This is a genomic window from Cytobacillus solani (assembly GCF_006704205.1).
GTDB lineage: Bacteria > Bacillota > Bacilli > Bacillales > Cytobacillaceae > Cytobacillus > Cytobacillus solani.
In genome coordinates this window covers 2339511-2365382 of sequence record NZ_CP041305.1, presented here as the reverse complement: position 1 = coordinate 2365382, position 25872 = coordinate 2339511, and the positions used below count along the sequence as shown (strand labels likewise).

The 25872-nt window shown below is 39.5% G+C and carries 21 protein-coding genes; 13 read left to right on the top strand and 8 right to left on the bottom strand.

The annotated features are described in order from the left end of the window. Positions 1–172: 172 nt before the first annotated feature. Both FI644_RS11945 and FI644_RS11940 read right to left on the bottom strand, forming a co-directional pair. Positions 173–1312, bottom strand: coding sequence for a glucosaminidase domain-containing protein (locus FI644_RS11945; protein ID WP_082620733.1), 1140 nt, complete (start codon positions 1310–1312; stop codon positions 173–175). 342 nt (positions 1313–1654) lie between these two features. Beyond that, positions 1655–3517 carry a bifunctional metallophosphatase/5'-nucleotidase gene (locus FI644_RS11940; RefSeq protein ID WP_056686588.1) on the bottom strand — a complete coding sequence of 621 codons (1863 nt, stop codon included), beginning with the start codon at positions 3515–3517 and terminating at the stop codon, positions 1655–1657. Between the two features lie 458 nt (positions 3518–3975). On the opposite strand from FI644_RS11940, the gene FI644_RS11935 reads away from it, so the two are divergent. Further along, on the top strand, positions 3976–4941 hold the full coding sequence (locus FI644_RS11935) for a DUF3298 and DUF4163 domain-containing protein (RefSeq protein WP_053478704.1): 966 nt from the start codon (positions 3976–3978) through the stop codon (positions 4939–4941). 239 nt (positions 4942–5180) lie between these two features. Here FI644_RS11935 and FI644_RS11930 read toward each other — a convergent pair whose 3' ends face one another. Continuing rightward, a complete protein-coding gene (locus FI644_RS11930) occupies positions 5181–6686 on the bottom strand; it encodes an NHL repeat-containing protein (protein ID WP_142108385.1) in 1506 nt (501 codons plus the stop codon). Between the two features lie 14 nt (positions 6687–6700). Continuing rightward, positions 6701–7381 carry a hypothetical protein gene (locus tag FI644_RS11925; RefSeq protein ID WP_142108384.1) on the bottom strand — a complete coding sequence of 227 codons (681 nt, stop codon included), beginning with the start codon at positions 7379–7381 and terminating at the stop codon, positions 6701–6703. A 304-nt stretch (positions 7382–7685) separates the two neighbouring features. On the opposite strand from FI644_RS11925, the gene FI644_RS11920 reads away from it, so the two are divergent. From FI644_RS11920 to FI644_RS11900, 5 genes are all read left to right on the top strand, one after another. After that, positions 7686–8177 (top strand): GNAT family N-acetyltransferase, encoded by a 492-nt coding sequence (locus tag FI644_RS11920; protein WP_231690183.1) that lies wholly within the window; start codon positions 7686–7688, stop codon positions 8175–8177. 75 nt (positions 8178–8252) lie between these two features. Continuing rightward, the gene (locus tag FI644_RS11915; RefSeq protein WP_231690182.1) at positions 8253–9071 is read left to right on the top strand and encodes a helix-turn-helix domain-containing protein; all 819 of its coding nucleotides are present in this window, start codon (positions 8253–8255) and stop codon (positions 9069–9071) included. A gap of 27 nt (positions 9072–9098) precedes the next feature. Then, a complete protein-coding gene (locus FI644_RS11910; protein WP_053478702.1) occupies positions 9099–9455 on the top strand; it encodes a VOC family protein in 357 nt (118 codons plus the stop codon). 5 nt (positions 9456–9460) lie between these two features. Then, on the top strand, positions 9461–9847 hold the full coding sequence (locus FI644_RS11905; RefSeq protein WP_082446736.1) for an SRPBCC family protein: 387 nt from the start codon (positions 9461–9463) through the stop codon (positions 9845–9847). Positions 9848–9916: 69 nt separating this feature from the next. Further along, complete coding sequence (locus tag FI644_RS11900; protein ID WP_142109012.1) at positions 9917–10297, top strand: VOC family protein; 381 nt, start codon at positions 9917–9919, stop codon at positions 10295–10297. A 933-nt stretch (positions 10298–11230) separates the two neighbouring features. Here the strand turns inward: FI644_RS11900 and FI644_RS11895 are convergent. The 3 genes from FI644_RS11895 to FI644_RS11885 form a co-directional block, all read right to left on the bottom strand. Further along, positions 11231–11443, bottom strand: coding sequence for a hypothetical protein (locus FI644_RS11895; RefSeq protein WP_053478700.1), 213 nt, complete (start codon positions 11441–11443; stop codon positions 11231–11233). Continuing rightward, entirely contained in the window at positions 11440–12573 is a 1134-nt protein-coding gene (locus tag FI644_RS11890; RefSeq protein ID WP_053478699.1) for a DUF4062 domain-containing protein, read from the bottom strand. Before FI644_RS11890 ends, FI644_RS11895 begins: the two co-directional genes overlap by 4 nt. A gap of 159 nt (positions 12574–12732) precedes the next feature. Continuing rightward, positions 12733–13587 carry an alpha/beta hydrolase gene (locus FI644_RS11885; RefSeq protein ID WP_053478698.1) on the bottom strand — a complete coding sequence of 285 codons (855 nt, stop codon included), beginning with the start codon at positions 13585–13587 and terminating at the stop codon, positions 12733–12735. Positions 13588–13929: 342 nt separating this feature from the next. On the opposite strand from FI644_RS11885, the gene fdrA reads away from it, so the two are divergent. The 7 genes from fdrA to FI644_RS11850 all read left to right on the top strand — a co-directional run bounded on the left by fdrA (position 13930) and on the right by FI644_RS11850 (position 24048). Further along, complete coding sequence (gene fdrA, locus FI644_RS11880; RefSeq protein ID WP_056686597.1) at positions 13930–15678, top strand: acyl-CoA synthetase FdrA; 1749 nt, start codon at positions 13930–13932, stop codon at positions 15676–15678. Between the two features lie 180 nt (positions 15679–15858). Next, positions 15859–17124, top strand: a complete 1266-nt coding sequence (locus FI644_RS11875) for a YlbE family protein (protein WP_053478696.1) — start codon at positions 15859–15861, stop codon at positions 17122–17124. A 7-nt stretch (positions 17125–17131) separates the two neighbouring features. Further along, complete coding sequence (locus FI644_RS11870) at positions 17132–18037, top strand: oxamate carbamoyltransferase subunit AllH family protein (RefSeq protein ID WP_142108383.1); 906 nt, start codon at positions 17132–17134, stop codon at positions 18035–18037. Positions 18038–18040: 3 nt separating this feature from the next. Next, on the top strand, positions 18041–18979 hold the full coding sequence (gene arcC / locus FI644_RS11865; protein WP_053478694.1) for a carbamate kinase: 939 nt from the start codon (positions 18041–18043) through the stop codon (positions 18977–18979). Between the two features lie 101 nt (positions 18980–19080). Further along, on the top strand, positions 19081–21720 hold the full coding sequence (locus FI644_RS11860; RefSeq protein ID WP_053478693.1) for a sensor histidine kinase: 2640 nt from the start codon (positions 19081–19083) through the stop codon (positions 21718–21720). Next, entirely contained in the window at positions 21692–22405 is a 714-nt protein-coding gene (locus tag FI644_RS11855) for a response regulator transcription factor (protein ID WP_142108382.1), read from the top strand. The genes FI644_RS11860 and FI644_RS11855 overlap by 29 nt, the downstream gene beginning before the upstream one ends. Positions 22406–22791: 386 nt before the next feature. Continuing rightward, the gene (locus FI644_RS11850; RefSeq protein ID WP_053478691.1) at positions 22792–24048 is read left to right on the top strand and encodes an MFS transporter; all 1257 of its coding nucleotides are present in this window, start codon (positions 22792–22794) and stop codon (positions 24046–24048) included. Between the two features lie 59 nt (positions 24049–24107). Here FI644_RS11850 and FI644_RS11845 read toward each other — a convergent pair whose 3' ends face one another. Then, positions 24108–25835 (bottom strand): alpha/beta hydrolase, encoded by a 1728-nt coding sequence (locus FI644_RS11845; protein WP_053478690.1) that lies wholly within the window; start codon positions 25833–25835, stop codon positions 24108–24110. Positions 25836–25872 lie beyond the last annotated feature (37 nt).

The window sequence follows — 25872 nt, the reverse complement described above, 5'->3', positions numbered from 1 at the left end:
TTTAACCCACATATTGTCTCAATTCCCATTTTAAACCCTAAAATTGACGAAATTAGGAAATTGTTCACAAGTTATGATATACACCAATAAAAAAAAGAGATTCATCCATCTCTATTAAGATGTGAATCTCCTTTCATAACTATTTTGTTCAGGAAGCTTGCCTGGCACCCAGTTAGTTGTTTGCATAGACGTGTTTTATTTTGTCATAATTTAGGTAGTAGCCCCCGCCTAGGTCTAGCTTGTTCCCATTGATGGCATATACTCTAAATACTTGTCCTTTTTTCAGTGTTTTAGCTGTATTACCTGATGCATCTATTAGCGGACTGTCCGCTTTTATTTGAATCGTCCCTTTGTAAAAAGAAACATCTGTGCCTTTTTTAATATAATAACCGCCACCGACATAGTATGCCTTTTCATCATAGCTAAATACTTTAACGATTTCACCAGGAATCATTTTACGGTGAACATTGCCATCCGGCTTATATAAATCGATATTTTTGCTCTTAATATGCAATCGGCCAATATAAACACTCATCTTGCTGCTATTGGCAGCGATGACATAATTGCCGCCCAGATTATAATTGTTGCCTAACGTACCGAATACTTTGTAGGAAAAACCCTTTTTCAAGATCTTTTCTGTTTTCCCATCCGGGCTAATAAGCGGCATATCTGCTTTCAAATACACGGATGCTGCCGGAAGCTTCGATGTCCACTCACTGCTTACATTTGGAATCGCTAAGTTAATTTGCTTCATCTCATCAAAAATACTTAAAACTTTTTCGCCGTATCCATTCCCAGGAACAGCCCAGCGATTATTTAAATCTGTCCAATAAGGTGCAATTCCTCGCTTTACATAATCAAATCGAGGGTCAATTTTCTCAGTTACAAGCGGTTCATTGTTCGCATATGCCTTTAAATGCTGGATTTGTGCACGCACACCTTCCTCAGGCGTATTGAAAAAAGCTCCTTGTGCTCCGCCGCCAACCGCACCAATGCCAGAATAATTGTTTTGCTCAGGTAACACATCGTTGCCATATTGGAAAAATCCCGTTTCATGAATGGCTTGCGCAAAAGCTATATCTCCGCGAATTCCTTCCATCCGTCCAATCGACAAATATAAATCTGCTAATCTATAAATATCGACAGTCGTTAACTTAGGATCTGGCTTTTTCAGTAAGACAAAATCCCCCATTTGCTTCGCTGTTAATATAGAATTCCCTTCTATGGCTACTTTTTCACTAGCAGCTTTTGCAGATACAGTTGGAATCAGACTCATAAATAAAACAAACAGCAATAAATAAACTTTTTTCATTTCTTTCTCCCTTACGATTGTTTTCTAGATGATCATTTCTAATCTTCATACTTACTTTCTATTTTCTCGTAAAATTAAATGACCGTAAAGGTGTTTTTCAATACTAGAATTAGAAAAGCGCAAGCGCCTTGATCATCGCCGTACAAACTGGAAGGGGCACGACTGAGATAAAGGAGACACAATGAGAGAAGCGAATTGATGTCGACTTATCGTAGGGAGGGGTCCTGAAGTTTGATAGGTGATAGGCGCTGGAGCTAGACAATTCTCTAATTCCAAAGTTATACGTTCTTATCTTTAGATAAAAACAGAGAGATGGACATCTCTCTGCTTCTAGTAGCAGAATTACTTATTCAATTCAGCTAGTTTCTTTTTAGAAGGTGTTTCATATTTTACTAGTCCTTTGATGTTTGTGATGTAATGTCCATCACCTACTCCATATTGACCAAAGTAAAGTTTATCTTGGTTATATACTCTGTATTGCTCACCAGGCTTCAGGACACGAACAAAAGTAAGCTTGTTATTTGCATCGCGCTTCCAAAGGTTGATTGGTTTTTCAATTGTGACACGGCCAATTTGGCCTTTCTTCATTAATAGACCATCCCAGTAAACGTTCTTAGTTGGTACTGGTGTTGGTGTTGGTGTTGGTTTTACTTCTTCTTTTTCAATGGCTTTCTCAACAATACGAGCTTCATACTTTTCGTTCACAGAGCCTAATTTTTGAATATAAGCAATTAATGCCTCATCTAAAGCAGGGAATTCGTTTGCGATCGGGCTATCCTTGAATGAAGTATACTCATCTCCGCCAGCAGCCATAAAATCATTTGTTGCGACTAAGTACTTCTTATTCATATCAACTGGCTGCCCTTTAATCTTCATTGAATGCACTCGGTGACCAACTGCTTGAGCAGGATCAATAGCAAAAGTTAAACCAGAAACATGCGGGAATGCACCTTTTGATTCTGGGTAAGCATTTACCCCGTTTTCAATGCCAGCTTTAATCTGAGCACCCGTTAATTCCTTTGTCACGATATAGTTGCCAAACGGCAGAACAGTGATAACATCCTCTTTCGTAATGTCTCCCTTTTTGATCGATGCACGGATTCCGCCGCCATTTGTTACAGCCATATCCGCACCAGTCATATCTACCATTGCATCTGTAATTAAATTCCCAAGATTGGTTCCGCCTACACGGACTTGTTCACGCTCTCCATCTAACTGTACATCTGTTTTGCCAATTACTTCTGACAAAATTTCTTTTTGTGCTGTTTGAATATCTTTAATCACTTTTTCAACAGCTGGATCAGGCTTCACATTCGCTGCTTCTTCTTTCGAGATCAAACGTGCCGCTTTTTTCGTTAATTTCTTATCTTCAAATGTTAATTCAACAACACCTAGATTTTTCGTATATTCACCTGTACTTACTATCAGTGTATCATTTTCTCCTTTTAGCCCTTCGACAAGAGTGGAATGACTATGTCCATCAACAATGAGGTCGATGCCAGGAGCACCTTTTGCCACTTTAATAGATGTTTCTGTACTTGACTCATCAATTCCTAAGTGAGTCACAGCAATAATCATATCAACATTTTGGGATTTTAATTCCTTCACCATTGCCTGTGCTTCTTTTACAGGATCAGTGAACGTTAATCCCTCAACGTTTTTTGGATGTGTTTTGTAATGTGTTTCCGGTGTAGATAAGCCAAAGATGCCTAGTTTAATGCCGTCTACTTCTTTAATTTCATACGGTTTTAATAAGTTTGTTCCATCTTCCTGACGAACGTTTGCACTTAATACAGGAAAATTAACTTTCTTTTCTAATTCTAGCAATCTCTTGTACCCATAGTTAAAATCATGGTTACCAGCAGCCATTCCGTCATAGCCGACCGTATTCATGACTTCTGTAATACTATCGCCTTTGCTCACAGTAGCAAATGTCGTTCCATGCAAAGTATCCCCTGCATCAAGCAGCAAAGTGTTTGGATTCTCACTCTCAAATTGCTTCACAAGCGCAGAAATCTTTGCAAATCCCATTCCATCGCCTTCTTCCACACGGCCATGGGTATCATTTGTATGCAAAATTGTGATTTTCTTTGTTGCGGCACTAGCCGAAGTACTATCTGCAAGTGCAGTGAACTGTCCGCCAAATCCGGACCATACGACTAAAGAAGAGACAATAACAGCAAAACCTTTTTTAAACCTTCGCATGACTTACCTCCTGTTTTTTGAAAATTCAATTCTATTATATCTTATAAATATTAATCTCGTGTTAATAGAATGTAAAATTAGTACGTTATACCTATAATTAAAGCCTAATAAATCAACAATTTATGACATTTTAATACAATTTTCAACAATATCACAAATAACTTCCATAATTTCCACATTCACAGATTCGAGTTGCTAGTATACAATAGTAACTGTACGCTAGCATGTGTAAACAAATGAGTTTACTTTTCCGGCGTGCTTACCTAACTTTGAATTAGTCATCGGATCTTCCGAAGGCTAATTCTTTTTTTATGCCTTCAAGGGAACAGAGGGTCAGATTCCTTGTCCCACCCTTTTTTCATGATATGTGAACTACAGCTGTATACCCTTTCCCTTTTTGATTGTATAAAAAAAACTTCCCTAGTATATTAAGAATATATTTAATGGGAGGTTTTGGAATGAAGAAAAAATTACTCGGTCTATTATTTGTATTTGTTCTCTCTCTATCTATGCTGCCTATCGGTTCTGCACAAGCAAGTGTGATGTGGGGGAAAACAGAGCTGAAGAAGGGACAAATAGGAAAAGCCACATTATTAAATAATTCTCAGCTATGGACATACAGTAAAGATCAAAAAAGCTTAGTAGAAATTCGAAAGCTTAAAAAAGGGGAAGAATACCGCGTCTATACATTTAAAAGTGATTTCGGAGGTCTTTATGGTGTTGGTGGCGGAGCTTTTATTAAGAAATCTTCAGCTGTTAAATATGAAACTCCTTCTAAAGTAAAACTCCAGGCGTTAGGTGTTACTCTTTCTAAACAAACATTTGAGGGGTCATTTAATTATCCGCAAGTTGAAGGCTTGATCAGCAGTGAGGCTCAGAAAAAGATTAACACGGCTATAAAAAATCACATGGATGCTTCTTATACATCCTTATTAAAATTAGAAGAGGATGAGTTTGCCCATCGTGAGGATTATTATAATGAACACGGCTACGATGTTCCTGCGGATGAAGAGTATAGGTTTTCCTATGAATATGATGTAAGTTATGAAGTAAAATATAATAAAAATAACCTGCTTAGCATTCTTATTTACGATTACATGTATACAGGCGGTGCTCATGGAATGTCAACAGTGAAAGCATATAATTTCGATATGCTGACTGGAAACCAAATTTCCTTAACGAGCACAGCTAAGAGCAGCAGCGCCTTAACAAAAATGAAAAATTACGCAAAAGCTGACCTGCTCAATCAAAATAAAAAAATAGGAATGATCTTTACTGACTCGCTTTCTTCAATCACTATCGATAATAATCGCCCTTTTTACTTTTACGATAATGGGGTCGTAGTGAAATTCTTCGAATATGAAGTGGCCGCCTATGCAGCTGGGATGCCGGAAGTGAAAATACCTTATTCGGTTTTTAAATAAGAAAAGCACAAGCGCCTTGGTCATCGCCGTACAAACGCAGAAGGACCGGTTCTTTCGATAAAGAAAACACGGTGAGCGAGAGCGAACCGATGTTGACGCAATCGTTGCGGAGGGGGCCTGAAGTTTGATAGGCGATTGGACGCTTGTGCTAGACTATTCTCTAACACCAAAGTTATACTTTCATATCTTTTAATAAAAAAGGGGACAGATATGTAATCTGCTCCCTTTTCTTTTTGCCCCTACTTTAGCAATGCTAATTTACTTTTTGAAGGTGTTTCATATAAGACGCTGGAGGTGCTTTTTTCAATAAATAATCCACCGCCCACTCCGTAGAGCCCATTTTTCTCGGCAAGATAGCGATAGACGCGGAATTCTTCACCTGCTTTAAGTGTACGTGCCTTTTCTAAGGTTCCGTCATCATTCCGTTTCCAAAGTGTTGCAGCTTGTTTCATGGTTGCTTTTCCAATTTGTCCCTTTACAAGTTCTGTTTTTCCCCACATGACTTTTTGATGTGTTTTTAAAGAAAAAAGTTCATCTTTGCTTGTGAAGTAGATGACTCCATCTGCCCCTTTGGTAAGCCGTTCAGCTCCTGTGCTTTTCAGTATTTCCTTTTTGAAAGTCCCTGGATGAACGCTAAATAACGTCCCTTCAACTGTTCCATAAATCAACCCATCATTTCCTATGACAAGCGTTCCATTATTAAAACGTCCGCTCGTATTTTTCACAATATTAACCGTTTGTGTTTTCTTCGTTTGCGGATCGTAAGAAAAGAAGTTGCCATCTGATAAGCCATAAATCTTCTTTGTATCTGAAACTAACGCATGAATCATGCGCGGATTTTTTATCCCTAATGGCAAAATTTCAATTTTCCCTGCTGGAGATGTGCTCTTCATCCTAAAAAGGACTGCATTTTGTTTGCCTTCCAAGTTTTTTCCGCTGAATATGGACGTGCTCCCATAGACGTATGATTGGTGCGCAGTTAGTGAGATTACACTTTGATCCTTCACAATATTTCTTCTGACCGAATGGTTTCGCGTAATTGTGTCATAAATGGTTAGACTGCCGCCAATTTCGCCACTTTTCGGATGGGTTCCAATAAATAAGTAGTTTGTTCCTTTTGCCCCAGTCATCGCCACCGGCCGGTTTTGTCCGTTGCCAATCGTAAACAATTGTGTTGGTGACGATGGTGCTTTCAACTCTGAAATGATACCTGCTGGATAAACACCTAGATAAAATCTTCCATTTACTGTCGCAAAACTTTCCACTTGTCCGACCCTCGGGATCGATGAAAATGTTTTTGACTGTGGATGGTAGACGCCCATCTTCTCAGATACATAGCTGCTTGTATAAATATTGCCGTCTGGTCCTGCTGCTAGATTGTAAATAGGAACGCCTGCTTCCGGCAGTACAAAGCGATCAACAACCAGCTCTTCACTAGCCACATCATACGTAAAGAAAGTGCCCGTATTTCCTAGTAAGCCTGCAAGGTAGGTCTTCGATCCTTTTTTCACAAAATCAAGGGAAACGGCTTCTGTTCCCTGCAATGCTTTACGTGAAGCCGTTACCTTCCCTGTCTGCAAGTCCATTTTTTGAAAGTGATAATCGTTTGTATAGTAAACATCATTCCCGTTAGGTGCAAGCTTTGAAACTCCTCGTGATTTTGCTGTCAGCTCCCCTTTAAACTTATATGTTTTCGCATCGAACATAAGAATGGTATGTTTGTTTTCAAGCTTGGCAAACAGCACACCCCCAGCCTGATCTAAATCATAAACAGAGGTTGCGTTTTTATATTGCGGAGGCAGGATAGACTTTTTGCATTGGTTGAAAGATTCCAAGCAATCAAATCAGCATTTGCTCCAACTCCAACAAACATCGTGTTTGTTCCTGGATAATAGGCTAAGCTGCGCCCAATTGTTTTTCCGCTTGCCGCTTGTCCAAGATTTTGAAACTTTCCATTGCTATGTTTAAATAAGCCGCCTTCATAAGACGTGCTTCCATACACATTCCCATGATGATCTACTTCGATATCATGGATTGATGTACTTCCACTCGTTGCTTTTCCAAGATCGGTTAGCTTTTTTTGATTTGGATTATACTTATAAAGTTTATTAGAAGGCGTTCCGCCAATCCAGACCTCTCCTTTTCCATCTACTTCAACCGCCCAGCCGCTAGATGAACCAGTTAACGCCTTTTGATCAACTATCTTTTTATTAAAAAGATTAAATACAACGAGCTGTGCAGGTTCACCTTGCAAAAGAATATACATATATGCATTTCCTTTCGCATCATTGCCCGAAGCTGCCGTGATGGCGGTGCTATTTGTAATTGGTTTTCCTACCTTTGAAATTTGGTAGGACGAATCAGCTAAGACAGAGCCAGCTTGCGAAAATACTAGAAATACACAGGCTAAAATAAGAAATAAGACCGACTTTTTCATCATTATTTTTCTCCTATTCTATTGTTGTTAGATCTATTTTACTATAGGCAAATCGTAATTGGGACTGTTAAAGTGAAATGCTATAATGGAAAATGAAGTGAAAAATAGGATGAAACGATCCTCTCGGATGAATAATCCCTGGTCGTTTTACCTTATTCAAACGTTTGATTAATTTTTAGAGCTGTGAATTTTCTAATTACCTAGCCTATTGAAGGAATCCCCTTTCCCCTGCTTAAATTATTTGAAAATTATAATAGTTAGTTGTATAAATATAAATATAAGATTTTAACATAGGGGGAACGAAGTGTTGGCAAATAGACAAGCAGAATTGATAAGGAACGGCGACTTTTTTATAAGTTCGAATAAAAACTATTTAGATATTGACGTTATCCATCATTTCCTTAGTGAGGAGTCCTATTGGCTTAAAGGAATTTCGAAAGAATTGGTCATTGCAGCCATTGAACATTCGATTCTTTGTTATGGCGTTTATGAAGGAGACCCCACCACTGGTTCGCCAAAACAGATTGGTTTTGCGCGTGTCGTCTCCGATCTTGTTCGATTTTCATGGCTAGGGGATGTATTCATCCTTCCTGAATATAGAGGAAAAGGATTAAGCAAGTGGCTCATGAGTGTCATTACCGAGCATCCTCATTTGAAAGGAACAAACTTCCACCTCGCCACGAGGGATGCGCATTCTCTTTATACCCAATATGGCTTTAAGCCATTAGACAATATCGAAAATCGAATGGCCAGACCTTTTGATTGGGATGCCATCTATGATGGGTATAAAGAAGGATAGAAGTATTCAGCGATTCTTCCATAAAGAGAATCGCTTTTTTCTGAAAAATAAGCCGCATAAAAATAGGTGAATACATTGCCAAATTCGAATGATCAGTCTAGAACAGTAGTTACTGCAATTGAATATATGAAGAAGCATTTAGAGGAAGAAATCACTTCAGAAGAGCTAGCTTCTCTCGTTGGGTATAGCCCCTATCACTTTTCGAGAGTGTTTAAAGGAATCACAGGAATATCGCCACGACATTATTTATCTGCCTTACGTATCGAGGCGGGGAAGAAAATACTGGTAGATGCTTCCTCGTCATCGATATTAAAAACACTGCTTTTAATTGGATTTAGAAGCATAGGAACGTTCAGCACGAAATTCAAACAATTTGTCGGTCTGTCCCCAAAGCAATTCCAGTTGAGGACAGATGACTTGCACCAATTTATTAACCACTTTGAGCGTCAGGACAAGCTTGAAGCCATAAAATTAACTCCTCCTGTTATTTCATGTCACCTAGAATTTCCGAAAGGCTTTAAAGGCCTTATTTTTATCGGCCTCTTCCCGCGCCCGATCCCAGACCAAAGACCTGTAGCTGGAACAGCCATTACCCATAATCAAACAAACTGCGTGTTCTCCGCTGTGCCATTAGGAACCTACTATGTTTTAGCGGCAGCACTTCCTCTGAGTTTTCATCCAAAAGACTACTTTCTTTTAGATAAATCCTTACGGGGAAAGTCGGATCATGTAATTGAAGTAACAGAAAGGACAGAGGCAGAAGTAAAGATAAGGCTTAGAGATCCTTTGCCCTATGATCCACCGATCTTAATAAATCTCCCCCAGCTATTATTTGAAAAAGAAAAAAACAAAGCAAACTTGAAGAAATTTTTCATTATTTTTTTGTTAAATTAAGGATATCAAATGCTAGGAGGGATCATTTTGTTAAATCAAGTGTGTGTGCTAACCGTGAAGGTGGACGACATTAAGAAAGCAGTTGAATTTTATACAAAGGTGTTAACTTTCGAGGTGTCAAAGTATTACGGGGATAAGCTAGTTAGTTTAGTGCATAATGAAATCCCAATCGTATTAGAGGAAACAGAGCCTTTTGATGCAGAGACACGCCAAAGTGTTTTATTAGGAATTGTTTCGGAGAACCTTGATAAAGATATTGATGAACTAAAAGCTAAAGGAGTATCGATTCTCTTTGATGAGCCCCAGCCATGCCCGCCTGGCCGGTATACGATTATCAAGGATCCTGCAGGAAATCAAATTGAAATCGTCGAGTTTTCTAGCTAGTTGTTATGATGCCTGTGATTAAGCATCAAACGTATATTAAGTCGAAGCCAGCGAAAGTGTTCCATACGTTAACAACCGCTGATGGTTGGAATGCTTGGTTTACAGATCGGACAACCATTGCGTGGAACAAGGATGAAACGGGTGAAATCCGGCTAAGATGGACGGTTAATGGGGATAAAGTGATTGAAGATGCCGGAAAAATAGTCGAAGCCATCTCTTATGAGTCTTTTATTTTTCAATGGTGCCCCGGAGAAAGCCAAACAACCGTGAAATTCAATTTGCATCCATTTAAGGAAGGAACTATAGTAATCCTTGAAGAGAATGGGTATTTAAATTCAATTAAAGAATCGATGCATGTATTGGCTGTGCTTCTGGCTGGGGAGAAGCTCTGACTTTATTAAAAATATATATAGAACATGGGATCGTTCTTAAAGGAGATGTATTTATAGGGGATGATACAGCTGATATATGAAGTGACTTTTCAGGTGCGTGTAACCGAAATGGTTAAAGGAGAATGGTGGTATCAAACATTATTAGGACGAGAGCCTGATTTTGTTCCACATGAGGGTTTTGCAGAGTGGGAGCTTATTTCAAGATGCTGGCTTCAAGTGGCTGTAGGAATTCCAGCCAAAAGCAGCGGTCCTCTTAGACTGGGTGTTGTGAATATAGAAGCTGAGCGAGAGCGATTAGTGAAAGAATTAAATATCGCTCACTTTAAAATATATGAAAGACCAGAAGTTCCTGTAAAATGGGCAACATTTTCAGACCCCTGGGGAAATCCTATTGGGCTGTTTGAGTATTTGAATGAAGCAGAGAAGGATAGAAAGATGAATGAGTATTAGGAGTCATGACTAATTAGTGTTTATTTTACTATCATTGTGAGCTTCCTCTTTTAGGTTACCGCGTTTCTACTTTTCTTCCTATTGAGGACACATGTCTCCCCCTTCTCCTGATTCTTTCTGCACATAAGCTTACTTCTGACTTGATCTAGCTTTTTCTCCTGATCTTGTCTGAACTTGTGCTAACTTCGGACTTGATCGAGCTTTTTCTCCAGATCTTGTCTGAACTTAAGCTAACTTCGGACTTCTTCCGGATTTTCCTCCTGATCTTGTCTGAACTTGAGCTAGCTTCGGACTCCATCCGGCTTTTCCTCCTGATCTTGTCTGAACTTAAGCTAACTTCGGACTTCTTCCGGATTTTTCTCCTGATCTTGTCTGAACTTGAGCTAACTTCGGACTTCTTCCGGATTTTTCTCCTGATCTTGTCTGAACTTGAGCTTACTTCGGACTTCTTCCGGATTTTTCCCCTGATCTTGTCTGAACTTAAGCTAACTTCGGACTTCTTCCGGATTTTTCTCCTGATCTTGTCTGAACTTGAGCTAACTTCGGACTTCTTCCGGATTTTTCTCCTGATCTTGTCTGAACTTGAGCTTACTTCGGACTTCTTCCGGATTTTTCCCCTGATCTTGTCTGAACTTAAGCTAACTTCGGACTTCTTCCGGATTTTTCTCCTGATCTTGTCTGAACTTGAGCTAACTTCGGACTTCTTCCGGATTTTTCTCCTGATCTTGTCTGAACTTGAGCTTACTTCGGACTTCTTCCGGATTTTTCTCCTGATCTTGTCTGAACTTAAGGTAACTTCGGACTTCTTCCAGTCTTCTCCTCCTAAAAGTGTCTGAACTTAAACCAGCATCAGACTCTCGTTACGGCTTTCTACTTCTAATTCAGTCAAAACTATACAAAAAAAATTGCAGGGAAGATGATCTTCTCTACAATTTATGCATTTCTAAACATTCTCGTTGGACGAGGCATGATTTTATCTGATTCTTTTAATACTTTATTTAATGTATCAATGTTGTTGGCTACGGAATCACTGAAGCTGCGTGGGCCTAAGATTTTCCCTTTATTTTTCTGGATGACTTTTCCTGCCGGGGAACGTCTAGAAACAATGGTGCCAGAGCTATGATAACTTACTCGTTCTTTGCTCATTTTGTCCCTCCTATCAGCATAATCAAAAATTGAAAGAAATAGCCACTTTCGTTTATTATAGCATATTCAATCTCATCTGAATATGCGCGAACTTGTTCTTTAGACCACCAATCGATGAACGTAAAATGAAGGCAGAGCACATATTCACCTATTGGTTCGGTGATATAGAGTGTCTGTTTTTCTTCTAAAAAGGCAATTAGTCGTTCTTGATTATTATATGCTTCAACAACAAATACATCCTCCGATTCGGTCAAATCGAAAAAGTCAGGTGCTGTTATGTCACCACATTCAGCCATTCGCTTTAAGTAAGTTCCATCATATTTATAAAGGGAAGCTGCTAAGCATTCAGAAACCGTGTTCACGTGGATCGGGTTTGTATCCGGCGTTTGCACAATCGCCCTCGGTTCATCAAGAAACAGCAAACCGCTTTTTAAAAAATTAGACCATTCTCTTTTCGTATTTTGCACGATTGAATTTCTTTTATCCAGCATAATTAGTGTATAATCTGCATAATTTAACAAGAAAGATGCTTGTCCTTTAAGCTCCTCCAATTGATCCCTTTCTTCTATGAGACCAACAACGGACCTTAGTGACGTGCTGAGCATCGCTGAAATTGTGCTTGCCTCTTTTTCAGAACGGGAGATATTAAAATCATAAAGCCATTTTCCATTTGAATAAATATCATAGAGGAACGCCCATACAAATAGATCAGCAATTTCCAGCAGGCTTTTCGCGATTCCATCCTGCTTTAATTGTTCTTGCATCCAGTCTTTTAGCGGGTCAAACGGAGACCCAGGCAGCCGGTGATGGTCCCTTAAATAAATATCATATAAATTCTTAAATTCCTTTTGCAGCAGCTTAAAATTATTTTTGATCTCAGGCGATACAAAAACAAGGATATGCTTTTTCTCTAACAGCGCAGCTTTATATTCAAGATAGGTTGGCGTTACATTACCACGCAACAGCCTTCGACTGGCACCTGATTTCTTATTAATCAGCAAAACAAACACATCACTGGATTTGACAACGTCCTGACACTGTTTAAGTGTATCCTTCTCCCAAGTGCCAAAGTCCCCGTCTTCAAAAATCGGTACTTCATGTCCACTTTCTTCGAGATGCTTTTTGATCAACTTCCTTGGCCCTTTAAGATCCTCTTCATAAGCGGAGCTAATAAAAATTCTTGTTTTATTGATCAGCGGAAACTCCCCCTTCCCCCTTAGGTTAGTTACCCATATTATACCATTATACTAACAAGCAAATACCTAATAGACTGAAAATTTAATTATATTTTACAGCCTCTCCTTTAAAAATCTAAGGACTTCCTCAAACGCTTCAGCAACAACGGGATCTCCCATATCCTCATCAAATGAATGCTTGCCGTTTTTAATTGTAATGAACTTATTTGTAATACCTGCCTTGTTAAGTGCCTCGCTCATGGATACGGACTGTTCGTAAGGAACATCCTCATCGGCATCTCCGTGCAAAAGGAGCGTTGGCGGATAGTTTTCATCTATTTTTTTTAATGGACAAAAAGGATCGAGTGTCTCTTCGTTCTTATTGGTTAAATAGTCGACCCATTGTCCTTGCTGACGACAGTATAAGTAAATAGCGAAGCGGCGTTCGATTGGTCCTTCAGATATGGGCTGCTTTTGAATGAGCTGTTGTACAAGAACTTCTGGAACAGTTGTCATTTTTGAAAAATAAGGACTAGGCTTTCGATACCAATCCCCAGCAATATCCCCGTAGCCATAAAAAGAAACAATCGCTTTCGGGCGAACTTGAAAAGTACCAGATAATAATGCGAGATAACCCCCCGCTGAACTGCCGATTACGGCTATTCGTTCAGGATCAAAATTGAACTGATTTACTCCTCGATCTTTTAACCAAATTAGAACATCCTCAATATCTTCTTTAATGGCTGGCAGCTTGGATTCAGGTGCTAAACGGTAATCAATTGTGCATACGTGATAGCCTGCCTGTAAATAAAGATTTATTTGTTCCTCTTTCATATCCGTTCTTGTTCCAAAGATTAAGCCTCCCCCATGAATATAAACAACGAGTGGCGCATGCTTCTCTTCAATGGAATAAAAATCCCCTTTGATTTTACAGCCATCTACTTCCTTATATATAAATGTTGTTTTCATTACATATCCTTCCTTTCATTTACTCGTTAACGTTTTTAATTATAGTACATCGATGGTAGAAACAAATGAATGGAGTAAATCTTTAATGTTTTTGCAATGTAAACCCTTTCAATTTTATTCGATTGTTATGCCTGATTTCCTATAATGCAACTGAGGTTAAGTTATTGTTTATTTATTTACCGAAGGCTCTTTTTAAAAATAGGGTTGGGTAGAGGTTGACTTCTGCTCCAGTCAACTGAACCTTTTTTGCAGCATGGATCTTTCACACGATAGAGGGCCTTTCTAAAGAATCTACTTTGTTCAAATGCAGCAAACCGAAAAATAAAACCGAGGTGATAACAAGTGATTTATACGATTGTAAAAAAGAACTCGTATCAAGACTCTATTAATCTAATGTTATTAACAAATTCAATCTCTACGATTGAAGGTGTCAACAAGGCTCAAATCATGATGGGAACACCAGCGAATAAAGATATCTTTAAAACTGCTGGCTTGTATTCAGAAGAGCTGGAAACAGCAGAATCGAATGATATGGCCATTGTGGTTGATACAGATGATGAGAATAAAATGAGTGAGGTATTGGAAAAGGTTGAGCAATACTTGAAAGACCAATCCATCAGTAACAAAGGAAACGATTTTGAAACGGTCCGCACATGGGATCGAGCAAAAAAAGCATTGCCTGATGCGACATTAGCTTTAATTTCCGTCCCTGGCCAATATGCGGCTGAAGAAGCTGAAAAAGCATTGGACTTAGGTTTGCATACGTTCATTTTCAGTGACAATATGCCAATTGAAGATGAAGTAAGACTAAAGAAAAAGGCACATGAAAAAGGCTTGCTTGTCATGGGGCCAGATTGTGGAACAGGAATATTGGATGGCGTTCCCATTGCATTTGCGAACGTTGTTAAAAAAGGACGCATCGGAATTGTTGGTGCATCAGGAACTGGGATTCAAGAGGTAACAGCGATTATTGACCGTCTTGGCGAAGGGGTTAGCCATGCGATTGGTACGGGCGGCCGCGATTTGAAGGAACCTGTTGGCGCCATCACAATGATGGACGGAATCCGCGCATTAGAAAATCACCAGCAAACAGATATCATTGTTGTTATTTCTAAGCCGCCTGCAAAAGAAGTACGTAATGAAGTTGTTGATTTGCTTCATAGCGTTTCAAAGCCTGTCGTTACGATTTTCCTAGGCGAAAAGCCAACTCAGCATGAAGGAAATGTATACCAAGCATACACGCTAGAAGAAACAGCTCGCATTGCTGTTGACTTAGCAAAAGGAAACGAAATCAAAGCCGATTACAATCAAGGCAATTTTGAAGCAGCTAATACAGACTTAAAACCAAGCCAAAGAACAATTAAAGGACTATTCTCAGGTGGAACATTAGCGTCAGAAGCGGCCGTATTAATTTCTGATGCATTAGGATTAGGATCAGCCATAACAAACGAAGATGGCTATGTCTTAAAGAAAGATGGCCACATCGTTGTGGACCTTGGCGATGACAAATATACACAAGGAAAACCGCATCCAATGATCGACCCTGAGACGAGAGCTAGATTTATTGATGAGGCTGGAGCTGACGAACAAACAGCAGTCATCCTTCTTGATTTCGTACTTGGCTATGGCTCACATGATGATATGGCGAGTGCCCTTTTACCATCGATTCAAAAAGCCGTTTCTCACGCGCATAATGAAGGCCGTACATTGCATGTAGTCGCTTCTGTTTGTGGAACAGAAACGGATCCGCAAGATTACCAAGCTCAAAAGAAAAAGCTTGCTGAAGCAGGCATCATCGTGAAGGACAGCAATAACGAAGCGGTAAGAACAGCTCTAGCAATCGTAGGCTTAAAGGTAAAAGATGTGCAGAAAGCTCATGTGGATGCAAAAGCACCAGCAAAGGCATTCGATTTAACCGTATCTAAAGAAATGGAAGCATTAGTGAACAATAAACCAAGTGTCATCAATGTAGGCTTAAAGAGCTTTACTGATTCCATCACAGCGTATGGTGGCCGTGTCGTTCAGTTTGACTGGAGACCAATTGCTGGCGGAAACGAAAAAATGAGAAAAATCTTGGCTCTTTTAAAATAAGAAAAGCGCAAGCGCCTTGTTCACCGCCGTACAAACTGGAAGGGCCCCGACTGAGATAAAGGAGACACAATGAGTGAAGCGAATTGATGTCGACTTATCGTAGGGAGGGGACCTGAAGTTTGATAGGCGATAGGCGCTGGAGCTAGACAATACCTATTAAATATACGAGGAGGATTTCACATGAAATACAATTCAATGGATGAAGCAAACAGAGCGGTAATTGAAAAGATTTCTGGATCTGCGCCATTCCTTGTGGATGTCGTTCCAGCTAAGGATAAAATCAAAGAATTAACTGAAGGAAAAGTACTTTTGCATGCTGGACCACCTATTAAATGGGAAGATATGACGGGACCCATGCAAGGTTCGTGTATCGGTGCTGCCCTTTTTGAAGGCTGGGCTAACACAGAGGAAGAAGCTAAACAAATGCTTAAAAATGGCGAAGTGACCTTTATTCCTTGCCATCATGTAAATGCAGTTGGTCCAATGGGTGGGATCACCTCTGCGAATATGCCGGTATTTGTCGTAGAAAATCGTTCAGAAGGAAATGAAGCTTACTGCATCATGAACGAAGGAATCGGTAAAGTACTTCGTTTCGGCGCTTACTCTGAAGAAGTAATCAATCGCTTAAAGTGGCAGAAAAATGTATTAGGGCCAACCCTTTCAAAGGCATTAAAGCTAACAGATAACGGACTAAATTTAAATGTAATGATTGCTAAGGCCATCACTATGGGTGACGAGTTCCACCAGCGGAATATCGCAGCATCCCTAATCTTCCTTAAAGAAATCAGTCCATATATTGTGCAAGTAGAAGATATCGATAACAAGGACTTAAAGGATGTTATTAAGTTCTTAGCTGATACGGATCAATTCTTCTTAAATATTGCGATGGCAACTAGTAAAGCTGTCCTTGATGGTGCAAGAAAAATTGAAGAAGGTACAGTTGTTACAGCGATGTGCCGTAACGGGAAGGACTTTGGTATTCGTATTAGCGGAATGGGCGATGAATGGTTTACTGCTCCAGTTAATACACCACAAGGACTGTTTTTCACTGGCTATTCTCAAGATGATGCAAACCCGGATATTGGGGATAGTGCGATTACCGAAACATTTGGTGTCGGCGGGATGGCAATGATTGCGGCTCCTGGTGTAACACGCTTCGTTGGTGCTGGCGGCTTCAGTGATGCACTTACAACAAGCAACGATATGATGGAAATTTGTATCGATCAAAACAGCAACTTTACGATTCCAACATGGGATTTCCAAGGGGCTTGCCTCGGAATAGATGCACGTAAAGTCGTTGAAACAGGAATTGAGCCTGTCATTAATACAGGAATTGCTCATAAACAAGCAGGTGTTGGACAGGTTGGTGCGGGAACAGTTCGTGCTCCGAAGGAATGCTTCGAGAAAGCGCTTGAAGCATATGCGGTTAAATTAGGCCTCATCTAATGAGCCGATGCTAAAATCTCAAACAATGTATGCAGAGGAATATGAACGGACTATTCCTCTCTTCCTTATAGAAAACCCGAGTGGATCTGTTCATAGCCTATTTCAAAATGGGCTGAACATTCGGATGGGCAAGCGTTTGTTTTTTATCGGTACAGATAAAAACGGGAAGCTTCCCTTTGGCATTCATCTTCAAAAGGAAGCCATTCAGAAATTGCTGGCTTCTATTCAAATGCCAGCTGCTGTCCATTGGGATGAAGAAACAAAGCAGATGACGTTCGAAAATATTCATATAGCAATTAGTTTTACAAAAGGAGCACCCTACTCAAACAATATTCATTTTACGGAGAAAGAGATATCCACTCAACACCTAGAAACATTCATAAAAGTCCTAGCTGTTGAAGGAGAAAAAACAGGATTAGATCTTGATATTGAACAATTTCTTCTAGAATACCTTCGTATTCAAAAAGAGAAATGCTCTACTTCTGCAAATGAAGTTTACCGTTTAATGGAGGCGCTCTCTTCCCATGATCCATCTGAAATAGACAGAGTTATACGCTTTTTCTTAGGCAGAGGAAGAGGCCTGACCCCATCAGGAGATGACCATCTTGTTGGTTTACTAGCCATTCATGCAATTACTGGCATATGCAGCCCGCTTTTTCTGCAAACGATTCAAGGCATTCTTCAGCATGAATCCGTTACTACAGATATTGCCAGAGAGTATCTGCTCTATGCATTAAAAGGCGAGTTCAGCTCTACTATTATAAATATCTTAAATAGTTTAGCAGAAAAGGATAAGCAGGCAGATGTAGAATCTCATCTTTCGCAATTACTTACCGTTGGTCATAGCTCTGGAATAGATACAGCATTCGGGCTATTAATCGGATTATTAACAATGAAAAATTGGAGGAAATAATAGATGGCAGAAAAAGTAGTCATTGCACTAGGTGGAAATGCAATCTTACAACCGAAGCAAGAAGCAACCTATGAAAATCAATTAGAAAATGTACGTAAAAGCAGTGAAATCATTGCCCGTATCGTAGAAAATGGCCATAATGTCATTGTTACACACGGGAATGGTCCGCAAGTAGGCAACATTCTGCGCCAAAATGAAGAAGCGAAGGACATCGTTCCTCCTTTCCCATTAGATGTGTGCAGTGCAGAATCACAAGGATTCATCGGCTATATGATGGATCAAACATTGAAAAACGAATTACACAAGCTCGGCTTAAATCATTCTGTTGTCAGCATGCTGACACAAACAGAAGTATCAGCCGATGATCCAGCTTTCCAAGATCCTTCCAAACCAATCGGTGTCTTTTTCACGGAAGAAGAAGCAAAGCAATTAGCTGAGGAAAAGAACTGGATCGTAAAAGAAGATGCTGGACGAGGCTGGAGACGTGTCGTTCCTTCTCCAATGCCGAAGTCTATTCTAGGCTCTGAAACAATTAAACAATTAACGGATGCAAATACGATTGTTATTTCTGCCGGCGGAGGAGGAATCCCGGTCGTAAAGAACGAGGATGGAGCCCTTACTGGAATTGAAGCTGTAATCGATAAGGACCGCAGTGCCTTTAAATTAGCAGAAGAGGTAAAGGCAGATGCTTTCATGATTTTAACTGACGTGCAAAATGTGTATGTAAACTACGGCAAGCCTGATCAAAAGGCATTAACACATATTACCCTTGAAGAAGCAAAGCAATATGTGGAAGAAGGGCAATTCTCAGCTGGAAGCATGGGGCCAAAAATGGAGGCTGCTATTCAATTTGCTGAGCTGGGTGGAAGAGCCATTATTTGTTCACTAGATCAAGCAGACCTTGCCATGGAAGGAAAAGCTGGCACACAAATTACAAAATAATTTAAAATTATTATATAATATGGTATCTGTTCATGCTAAATTTTTATTATAAGCTAGCACAGATACCATTTTTCTCATCCAATCAATAGAGGAGGCCAATCATGAGAAAGGCACGCTCCTTAAAAAAAGAACTTATTTATTCATTTTTAATCATTGCCTTTTTTTCAATCGCCATCCTAGGCGTTTTTCAAATTTATCAATTATCATCTTTAATTAATGAGAATCAGAGATACCAAGCACAGACGGCGAAATATCTCGCAGATTATATTGACAATTATGTATTAGACTATAAAAAAGCCATTCAAACAGAAGCGCTGAATGTGAAAGAGCCCTTTTTAAATAATGATATTCCTGGCATTCAAAAACAATTGAAGGATATAAAAACGAACTATCCCGGTTTTGTCAATATGTACGTTGGGGATAGCAAAGGACAATCGATTGTTTTTTACCCTGAATCCTATACAGACGGGGTTAAAAGGAAAAATCATAATTTCAGTGATCGCTATTATTATAAGGAATTATTGAAAACAAAGGAAACAGTCATTTCCCCAGTTTATCACGGGAGAGGCGGGACAGATATTTTGCTAGTCGCTATCGTTTCCCCGATCCTGGATGATGAAGGCGAACTAGTTGGTTATGTACTTGGAGCTCTAGATTTAAATGCATTAGGTGAGCATATTAAAAATCGCACCTTTGGGGATGGCGGATATGCAGTGGTCATTGACCAAGAGAAAAACGTCGTCGTTCACCCTGAAGTCGATACGAGAAGAGAGTTAGTGAATCTGAGCGAGTCTGCTATTGTTCAATATATTAAAGAACAGCAGAATAAAAGCGGAAGCAGCTATTTTGAACTGGATAATCTGCATGAAGATGTCTACGTTACTTATGAGAAAATAAACCATCTTGATTGGGTTGTATGGGTAAGTAAGCCAACAGATGCCATTACTTCAACCTATAAAAATGCCATTCTCTTAATTATCGTTTTCCTCCTTATTACAGCCCTTATCATGGTGATTGTCAGCCTTTACTTAACGGATCGCTTAGAACGGACGATAAGATATTTATTAAATTATATAAAGGACTATACAAAGGGCATCAAGGAGGAAGCAACGGTAAAGAAGAAAATTCAAGGTCCTCAAGAAATGGAAGAGCTATTCTATTATTTCAATCATATGATTGATGAAGTAGAAAAAAACCGCACGGAATTAATCGAATTAAACAAAGAGCTTGAAGCGAGAGTTGAAGAGCGAACGACTACGTTGAAGAATAAAAACTTAGAGCTGAAGGCAGTAAACAAATTAATTACCTCTGTTTCTTCTAATAAGGATTTAGCTCATTTTATTCAGCATTGTTTAAAAGAAATAGAGCCTTTCATGGATTATTCCATCCATGTGTTTTTCCATGATTTAGCAGTTACAACGAATACGATTCATACGAAGCAAAATTTACTGCAATATCTGAGCAAAAATATTGTAGGCGAACAGCAGTACATCGAACCGATTCAGATTGAAAAAAACAATAAAGGCTTCTTAATTGTTGATCTTATGAACAAGCAATCAATGACAGCGAGCCAGCAGGAATTTCTCCGGACTTTTGCGAGCTCCTTAGCAGTCATGCTGCAAAATAAGTTCCTATTTGAACAAATCCGCAATAAACATGCTGTGTTAGCTGCGGTATTGGAAAGCATGTCGGAAGGATTAATGCTTGTCAATAACCAAAAAGAGGTTGAATATGTGAATGAGTTCTTTCTTTCTACCGTTAAAATGGGTAAAGAGAAGGAATTAGTCAGCTTTAATGATGTTTATCGACAATTTATCAACATATTTGATGTTGACCCTGAAGAGCTGTCCGCCTTCTTTGCTAATAAAAAGAAGGAATTAAAATTAGAGTATAAGGCTCGGCAAAAGAAGCCTAAATATTATATTCTTCATAAATTCTCTGTCATGCTCGATGAGGACGTGATTGGCGAAGGCTTATTATTACGTGATATCACGAAGGAAGAGGAAATTGATACATTAAAAAATAATTTAATCTCCCTTACCTCTCATGAATTTAAAACACCGATTACAAATATTAAGGGCAGTGTGGAAACATTGCTGCGTCCTGAAGTTGAATGGGAACCGGATTTTCAGCAGGAGCTGTTAGAGGGTGTGCATGAAGATATTGAAAGGATTCTTCATTTAGTCAATGACTGGATGGACATCTCAAAGATTGAATCAGGAACGATGTACGTGGAGCGTAATATGGTCCGGGCAAGCTATCTTATTGAAAAATCAATGGAGCAAATTCCTCTTGCCTTACGTGAAGATGCAAGCTTTCATTTCCATAATAAGCTTGGAAAAGATTTTACCTTCTATGCGGATAAGATTCGCGTTCAACAAGTGTTAGTTAATTTAATTACAAATGGTCTGCGCTATAATGATGCGAGCTTAAAGGAAATTGATATTACGTTAGATATAGCAGAGAATGATGTAACTATAGCCGTTTCTGACAATGGAATTGGCATCTCAGAAGATCATATGACGAAAATATTTAATCATTTTTATCAGGTTGATGTAACAGCAACAAGGCGGACAGGCGGGACAGGCCTTGGTCTTGCGATATGTGTTGGAATTATGGAAGCACATGAAGGGAAAATCGAAGCGATTAGTGAGTCTGGAAAAGGAAGTACATTTATCTTATATTTTCCCAATAAAAGAGGGAGGGACATAGATGAAAAATCAAAAGATTTGTATCGTTGATGATGAACCGAAAATTCTGCGATTTATTTCTGCAAACTTAAAATCCATCGGATACGAGGTATCTACTGTTAGCTCAGGAGAAGAATTATTTGAGAAATTCGATCTAATTTCCCCTGATTTAATTTTGCTCGATATCATGATGCCAGGTCAGGACGGCTTTTATGTATTGGAGAAGCTGCGAAAGTTTTCGAATGTACCTGTTATTATGCTTACTGCTAGAAGTAACGCCAAGGATAAAGTACAGGGATTAAATGTTGGAGCAGATGATTATTTAACAAAGCCGTTTTCATTAGATGAACTCTTTGCACGTGTGAATGCCGTGTTAAGAAGGACCCAGGCCAGCTTTGCTGATCCGCAGTCGGTGGCCACACCGATTATTCGCACTGGGGTCTTAGCTATTGATCTTGGAAGTAAGCGATGCTGGATTAAGGATGAGGAGTTTAAGCTCACACAAACCGAATATTCGGTAATGGAAATTTTAGCTCTTAACCTTGATAAAGTTGTCCAGCATGAAATATTGCTTTCAGAAGTTTGGGGACCGCAATATCGAGATGACATCGAATATTTACGTGTGGGCATTGCACGAATCCGTAGAAAAGTAAAAGAGCATCTGCAGAATAAAGAGGAATATATTGTTACCTATCCTGGACTTGGTTATATGCTGAGGAGTGTTCCACAAGAATAGGCTTTAAGACCGTATTGCTAATAAGCAGTACGGTTTTTTTTTACAAGATAAGAATGTATAACTTTGGAGTTAGAGAATTGTCTAGCGCAAGCGTCCTATCGCCTATCAAACTTCAGGTCCCCTCCCTACGATAAGTCGACATCCTTTCGCTCCACTCATTGTGTCTCCTTTATCGAAAGAACCGGTCCTTCCAGTTTGTACGGCGATGACCAAGGCGCTTGCGCTTTTCTAATTGACTTTTCATCACATTTTAATCTTTTTGCAATGTAAACCCTTTCATTTTTATTCGACTGCAATGCTTTTTATCCTATAGTTTGGATGAGGTTGAAATATTATTTTTTTACTTAAGATCCATACAAATAAATCTAAATTGGGAGGAAAAGAAAATGGCTAAAGTTTTGAATCAAGATGAGCCGGTACCTGTATCTAAGGGCGGGATTCCGTATTGGGTTAAAATCACGATTGTATTCTTTCTAGGCTGGGTTGCACTATATGCAACGCGTGCCATTCTTAACCCGGTCATGGACAATATCCAAGCAGAGTTTAGTTTATCTGCTGCACAACTAGGTTTAATCAGCAGTATTTTCTTCATTGGATATGCGGGACTAAATGTACCATCTGGAATACTAGGAGATAAGATTGGAAAGAAAAAAGTCCTTGTTCCTGGTGTGATTCTTTTCGGTATTATGGCAGCAGTAACAGGTATGATGCCTTCGTTTACACTATTCATGATTGCTTGGCTGTTAGTTGGGATCTTCCAAGGCTTCTATTATGGCCCACAGTATGGCTTATCATCTGAAGCGATTCCAAAAAAGCATATTACTTTAGGAAGTGCGATTATTAACAGTGGAATGGCCTTTGGTTTATCAGCTGGATACTTTATTTCTAGTTACACAGTTGGCACACTTGGCATGAGCTGGAGAGCTCCATTCTATGTCATCGCCATCCCAGTAGTCCTTATTGGTCTGGCTATGTGGTGGGTCATTAAAGACAAACCAAAAACCACTGCAGGCGTTACAGCTGGAGAAGCGAAACCAAAGCTTAAAATGAAAGAGCTTTTTAGCAGAAACTTAGTTTTTGCATACATTACTATCTTCTGTGCGATTTATGCATTCTTCGTAGTTGTTACTTGGATTCCATATTACTTGCAGCATGCAAGAGGAATTGATGGAACAGAGGTTGCCGTTGTTTCTTCACTCGTTCCATGGGCAGCCATTCCAGGATCCATTCTTTTTAGCTGGATTGCTGATAGAATGGGAAAACGCCGTCCAGTCTTGCTAGTGATGCTTCCACTTTCTATTATTGCTATTGTTTCAATCGTTGCATTTGATAGTATGTGGGTATTATACGCAGCTTTAATCGGTTACGGTATTTTCGGTAAAATTAGTACGAACCCAGTGCTTGTTGCGGTCGTAGCTGATAACGCTCCAAAACATGCATTAAGTACTGCATTTGGTTTCTATAACTTTATCGGCATGTGCGGATCCATATTGGCTCCATATATTACTGGATTCCTTACAGATGTCACAGGTACATTGAATGCTGGATTCTATTTCGCAGGAGTTCTTTTAGTCATCGGTACGATTTCTGTATTATTCATTAAAGAGAATAACCGTCCGAATGTGGAAGGTGCGGCAAGTTAAATAAACAAATAGAAAAGATCCCGAATCTCATATGATCGATTCGGGATCTTTTCTATTATTTATTGAAGTTCCTTTAATTTCGCTTTTGATGGGGTTTTATAGTTCACATAGCCCTTCATGTTAGTAATATAGTGATTATCCCCAAGCCCATATTGCCCACCGAACTTGTCATCGTATTTATATACTCGATATTGTTCCCCAGGCTTTAGCACTTTTACAAATGTAAGCTTATCCCCTTCACGTTTCCAAAGATTAATAGGCTTCACCACTTCAATCTTGCCAATTTGTCCTTTTTTCATTAACAAGCCATCCCAATAAACCTTTGGTGCCGGCTTCTGCTCCTCAGGCTTTGGTTCCGGTTTATCTTCATCAGATTTAATGCTGCCTGTTGTCACCCACCCAGCAATATCGGATAGGAATGACTGCGGGACATTTCCTGGTGTCATATATTCCGTCATCCAGTTCGGCTCACCAGGATAATCAACTAGTGTGTGGAACATATTTGGGTATAATTTATAATCCACATTATCGCGGTTTTTTAAGGCAGATTTCCATGCTTCAAATTCTGAGGCAGGAACTTGAAGATCCTTTCCTCCCTGTAATAGCAAGGTTGGAATATCCTGCTTCTTTGCTAACTCTGTTGGGACATAGTCACGCAGATCAAACCACCAATAACCAGGCTGTAATAGAAAATCAGCTGGGATATTTTCCTTCGTATGCTTCGGATCCTTTAAAATTCCAAATTGCTTTTGATAGGTTGATAGCGTCTCTTTTAAAGCATTGATTTGCTCCTTTGGTGCCTGCATTTTTTCAGCGAGCTTCAATTGCTCCTCCATTTGCCACAGCATCAGATCATGAAATTTCCCTGCAGGTCCAGCAACACCAATAACCCCTTTAATATCTTTTTTCTTATCATTTTCCACTATTAATGGCAGGGCGAACGCACCTTGGCTATGCCCCAAAACGAAGATATTCTTCGAGTCAATCTCAGGGAGTGACTTCAGTTTATCAACTGCAAGGTTTGCATCAATGACGGTTTCCTCTTGAATGGAGAATTTCGGTTCCATTCCCGCCTTAACCGTATGAGCTCTTGTTCGTTTGTCATAGCGCAATACAGCAATTCCGTCATTGGCAAGACCGGCAGCGATATCACGGAAAGGCTTGAAGACCGTCATCGTCTCATCCATATCATTCGGACCGGATCCGTGAACGAGAACAACAACCGGGAATGGCCCTTTTCCTTTAGGGACCGTCAGTACCCCAGGTAAGGCATACTTTCCCTCACCGATAACTACTTGTTTTTCTGTATAGTTTTCAGGGTGATTATACGCTGGATTTAGGAAGCTTCCAGGCGATGAGATGACATCAAACAAGAAATCATCTATCTTCCCTTCCCTATTAAACTTTATCACTTGTTTATAAGAACCTTGTTCCGCTTTAACAATAAACGTAACTTTCTTATGTACCCCATCATCTTTTACATCTTCAAATGAAGTTTCTTTCACTTCACCGTATGGAGTCGAGAGCTGTGTCCATAATGAGGAAAGAGTCTCTTTCGATACAGCAGATTGAAGATTATGACTTAATTGGGTATAAGCAGCATCCCATTTTTTTGCTTTTACAGACATTAGAAATTCCTTTGCCTGATTTTCATAGTTCATTTCATTTTTCACTTCTTGTGCCGATACATGATGTTCAGAGATGGTTAAACTGCCTGCAGCTCCCGTGAGTCCGAGTGATCCTGCTAGCATAAGCATGCTAATCGATTTCATTGCCTTTTTCGCCATTTCCATTCCTCCCATTTAACTTAGTCTACTTATTTAA

Bases quoted from the DNA above. Each gene is read 5' to 3' on its own strand.
- FI644_RS11870 (WP_142108383.1), top strand. From the start codon at position 17,132: ATGCTAAAATCTCAAACAATGTATGCAGAGGAATATGAACGGACTATT.
- FI644_RS11935 (WP_053478704.1), top strand. From the start codon at position 3,976: ATGAAGAAAAAATTACTCGGTCTATTATTTGTATTTGTTCTCTCTCTA.
- FI644_RS11940 (WP_056686588.1), bottom strand. From the start codon at position 3,517: ATGCGAAGGTTTAAAAAAGGTTTTGCTGTTATTGTCTCTTCTTTAGTC.
- arcC (WP_053478694.1), top strand. From the start codon at position 18,041: ATGGCAGAAAAAGTAGTCATTGCACTAGGTGGAAATGCAATCTTACAA.
- FI644_RS11895 (WP_053478700.1), bottom strand. From the start codon at position 11,443: ATGAGCAAAGAACGAGTAAGTTATCATAGCTCTGGCACCATTGTTTCT.
- FI644_RS11860 (WP_053478693.1), top strand. From the start codon at position 19,081: ATGAGAAAGGCACGCTCCTTAAAAAAAGAACTTATTTATTCATTTTTA.
- FI644_RS11875 (WP_053478696.1), top strand. From the start codon at position 15,859: ATGAAATACAATTCAATGGATGAAGCAAACAGAGCGGTAATTGAAAAG.
- FI644_RS11945 (WP_082620733.1), bottom strand. From the start codon at position 1,312: ATGAAAAAAGTTTATTTATTGCTGTTTGTTTTATTTATGAGTCTGATT.
- FI644_RS11850 (WP_053478691.1), top strand. From the start codon at position 22,792: ATGGCTAAAGTTTTGAATCAAGATGAGCCGGTACCTGTATCTAAGGGC.
- FI644_RS11925 (WP_142108384.1), bottom strand. From the start codon at position 7,381: ATGATGAAAAAGTCGGTCTTATTTCTTATTTTAGCCTGTGTATTTCTA.
- FI644_RS11845 (WP_053478690.1), bottom strand. From the start codon at position 25,835: ATGGCGAAAAAGGCAATGAAATCGATTAGCATGCTTATGCTAGCAGGA.
- FI644_RS11885 (WP_053478698.1), bottom strand. From the start codon at position 13,587: ATGAAAACAACATTTATATATAAGGAAGTAGATGGCTGTAAAATCAAA.
- FI644_RS11855 (WP_142108382.1), top strand. From the start codon at position 21,692: ATGAAAAATCAAAAGATTTGTATCGTTGATGATGAACCGAAAATTCTG.
- FI644_RS11905 (WP_082446736.1), top strand. From the start codon at position 9,461: ATGATGCCTGTGATTAAGCATCAAACGTATATTAAGTCGAAGCCAGCG.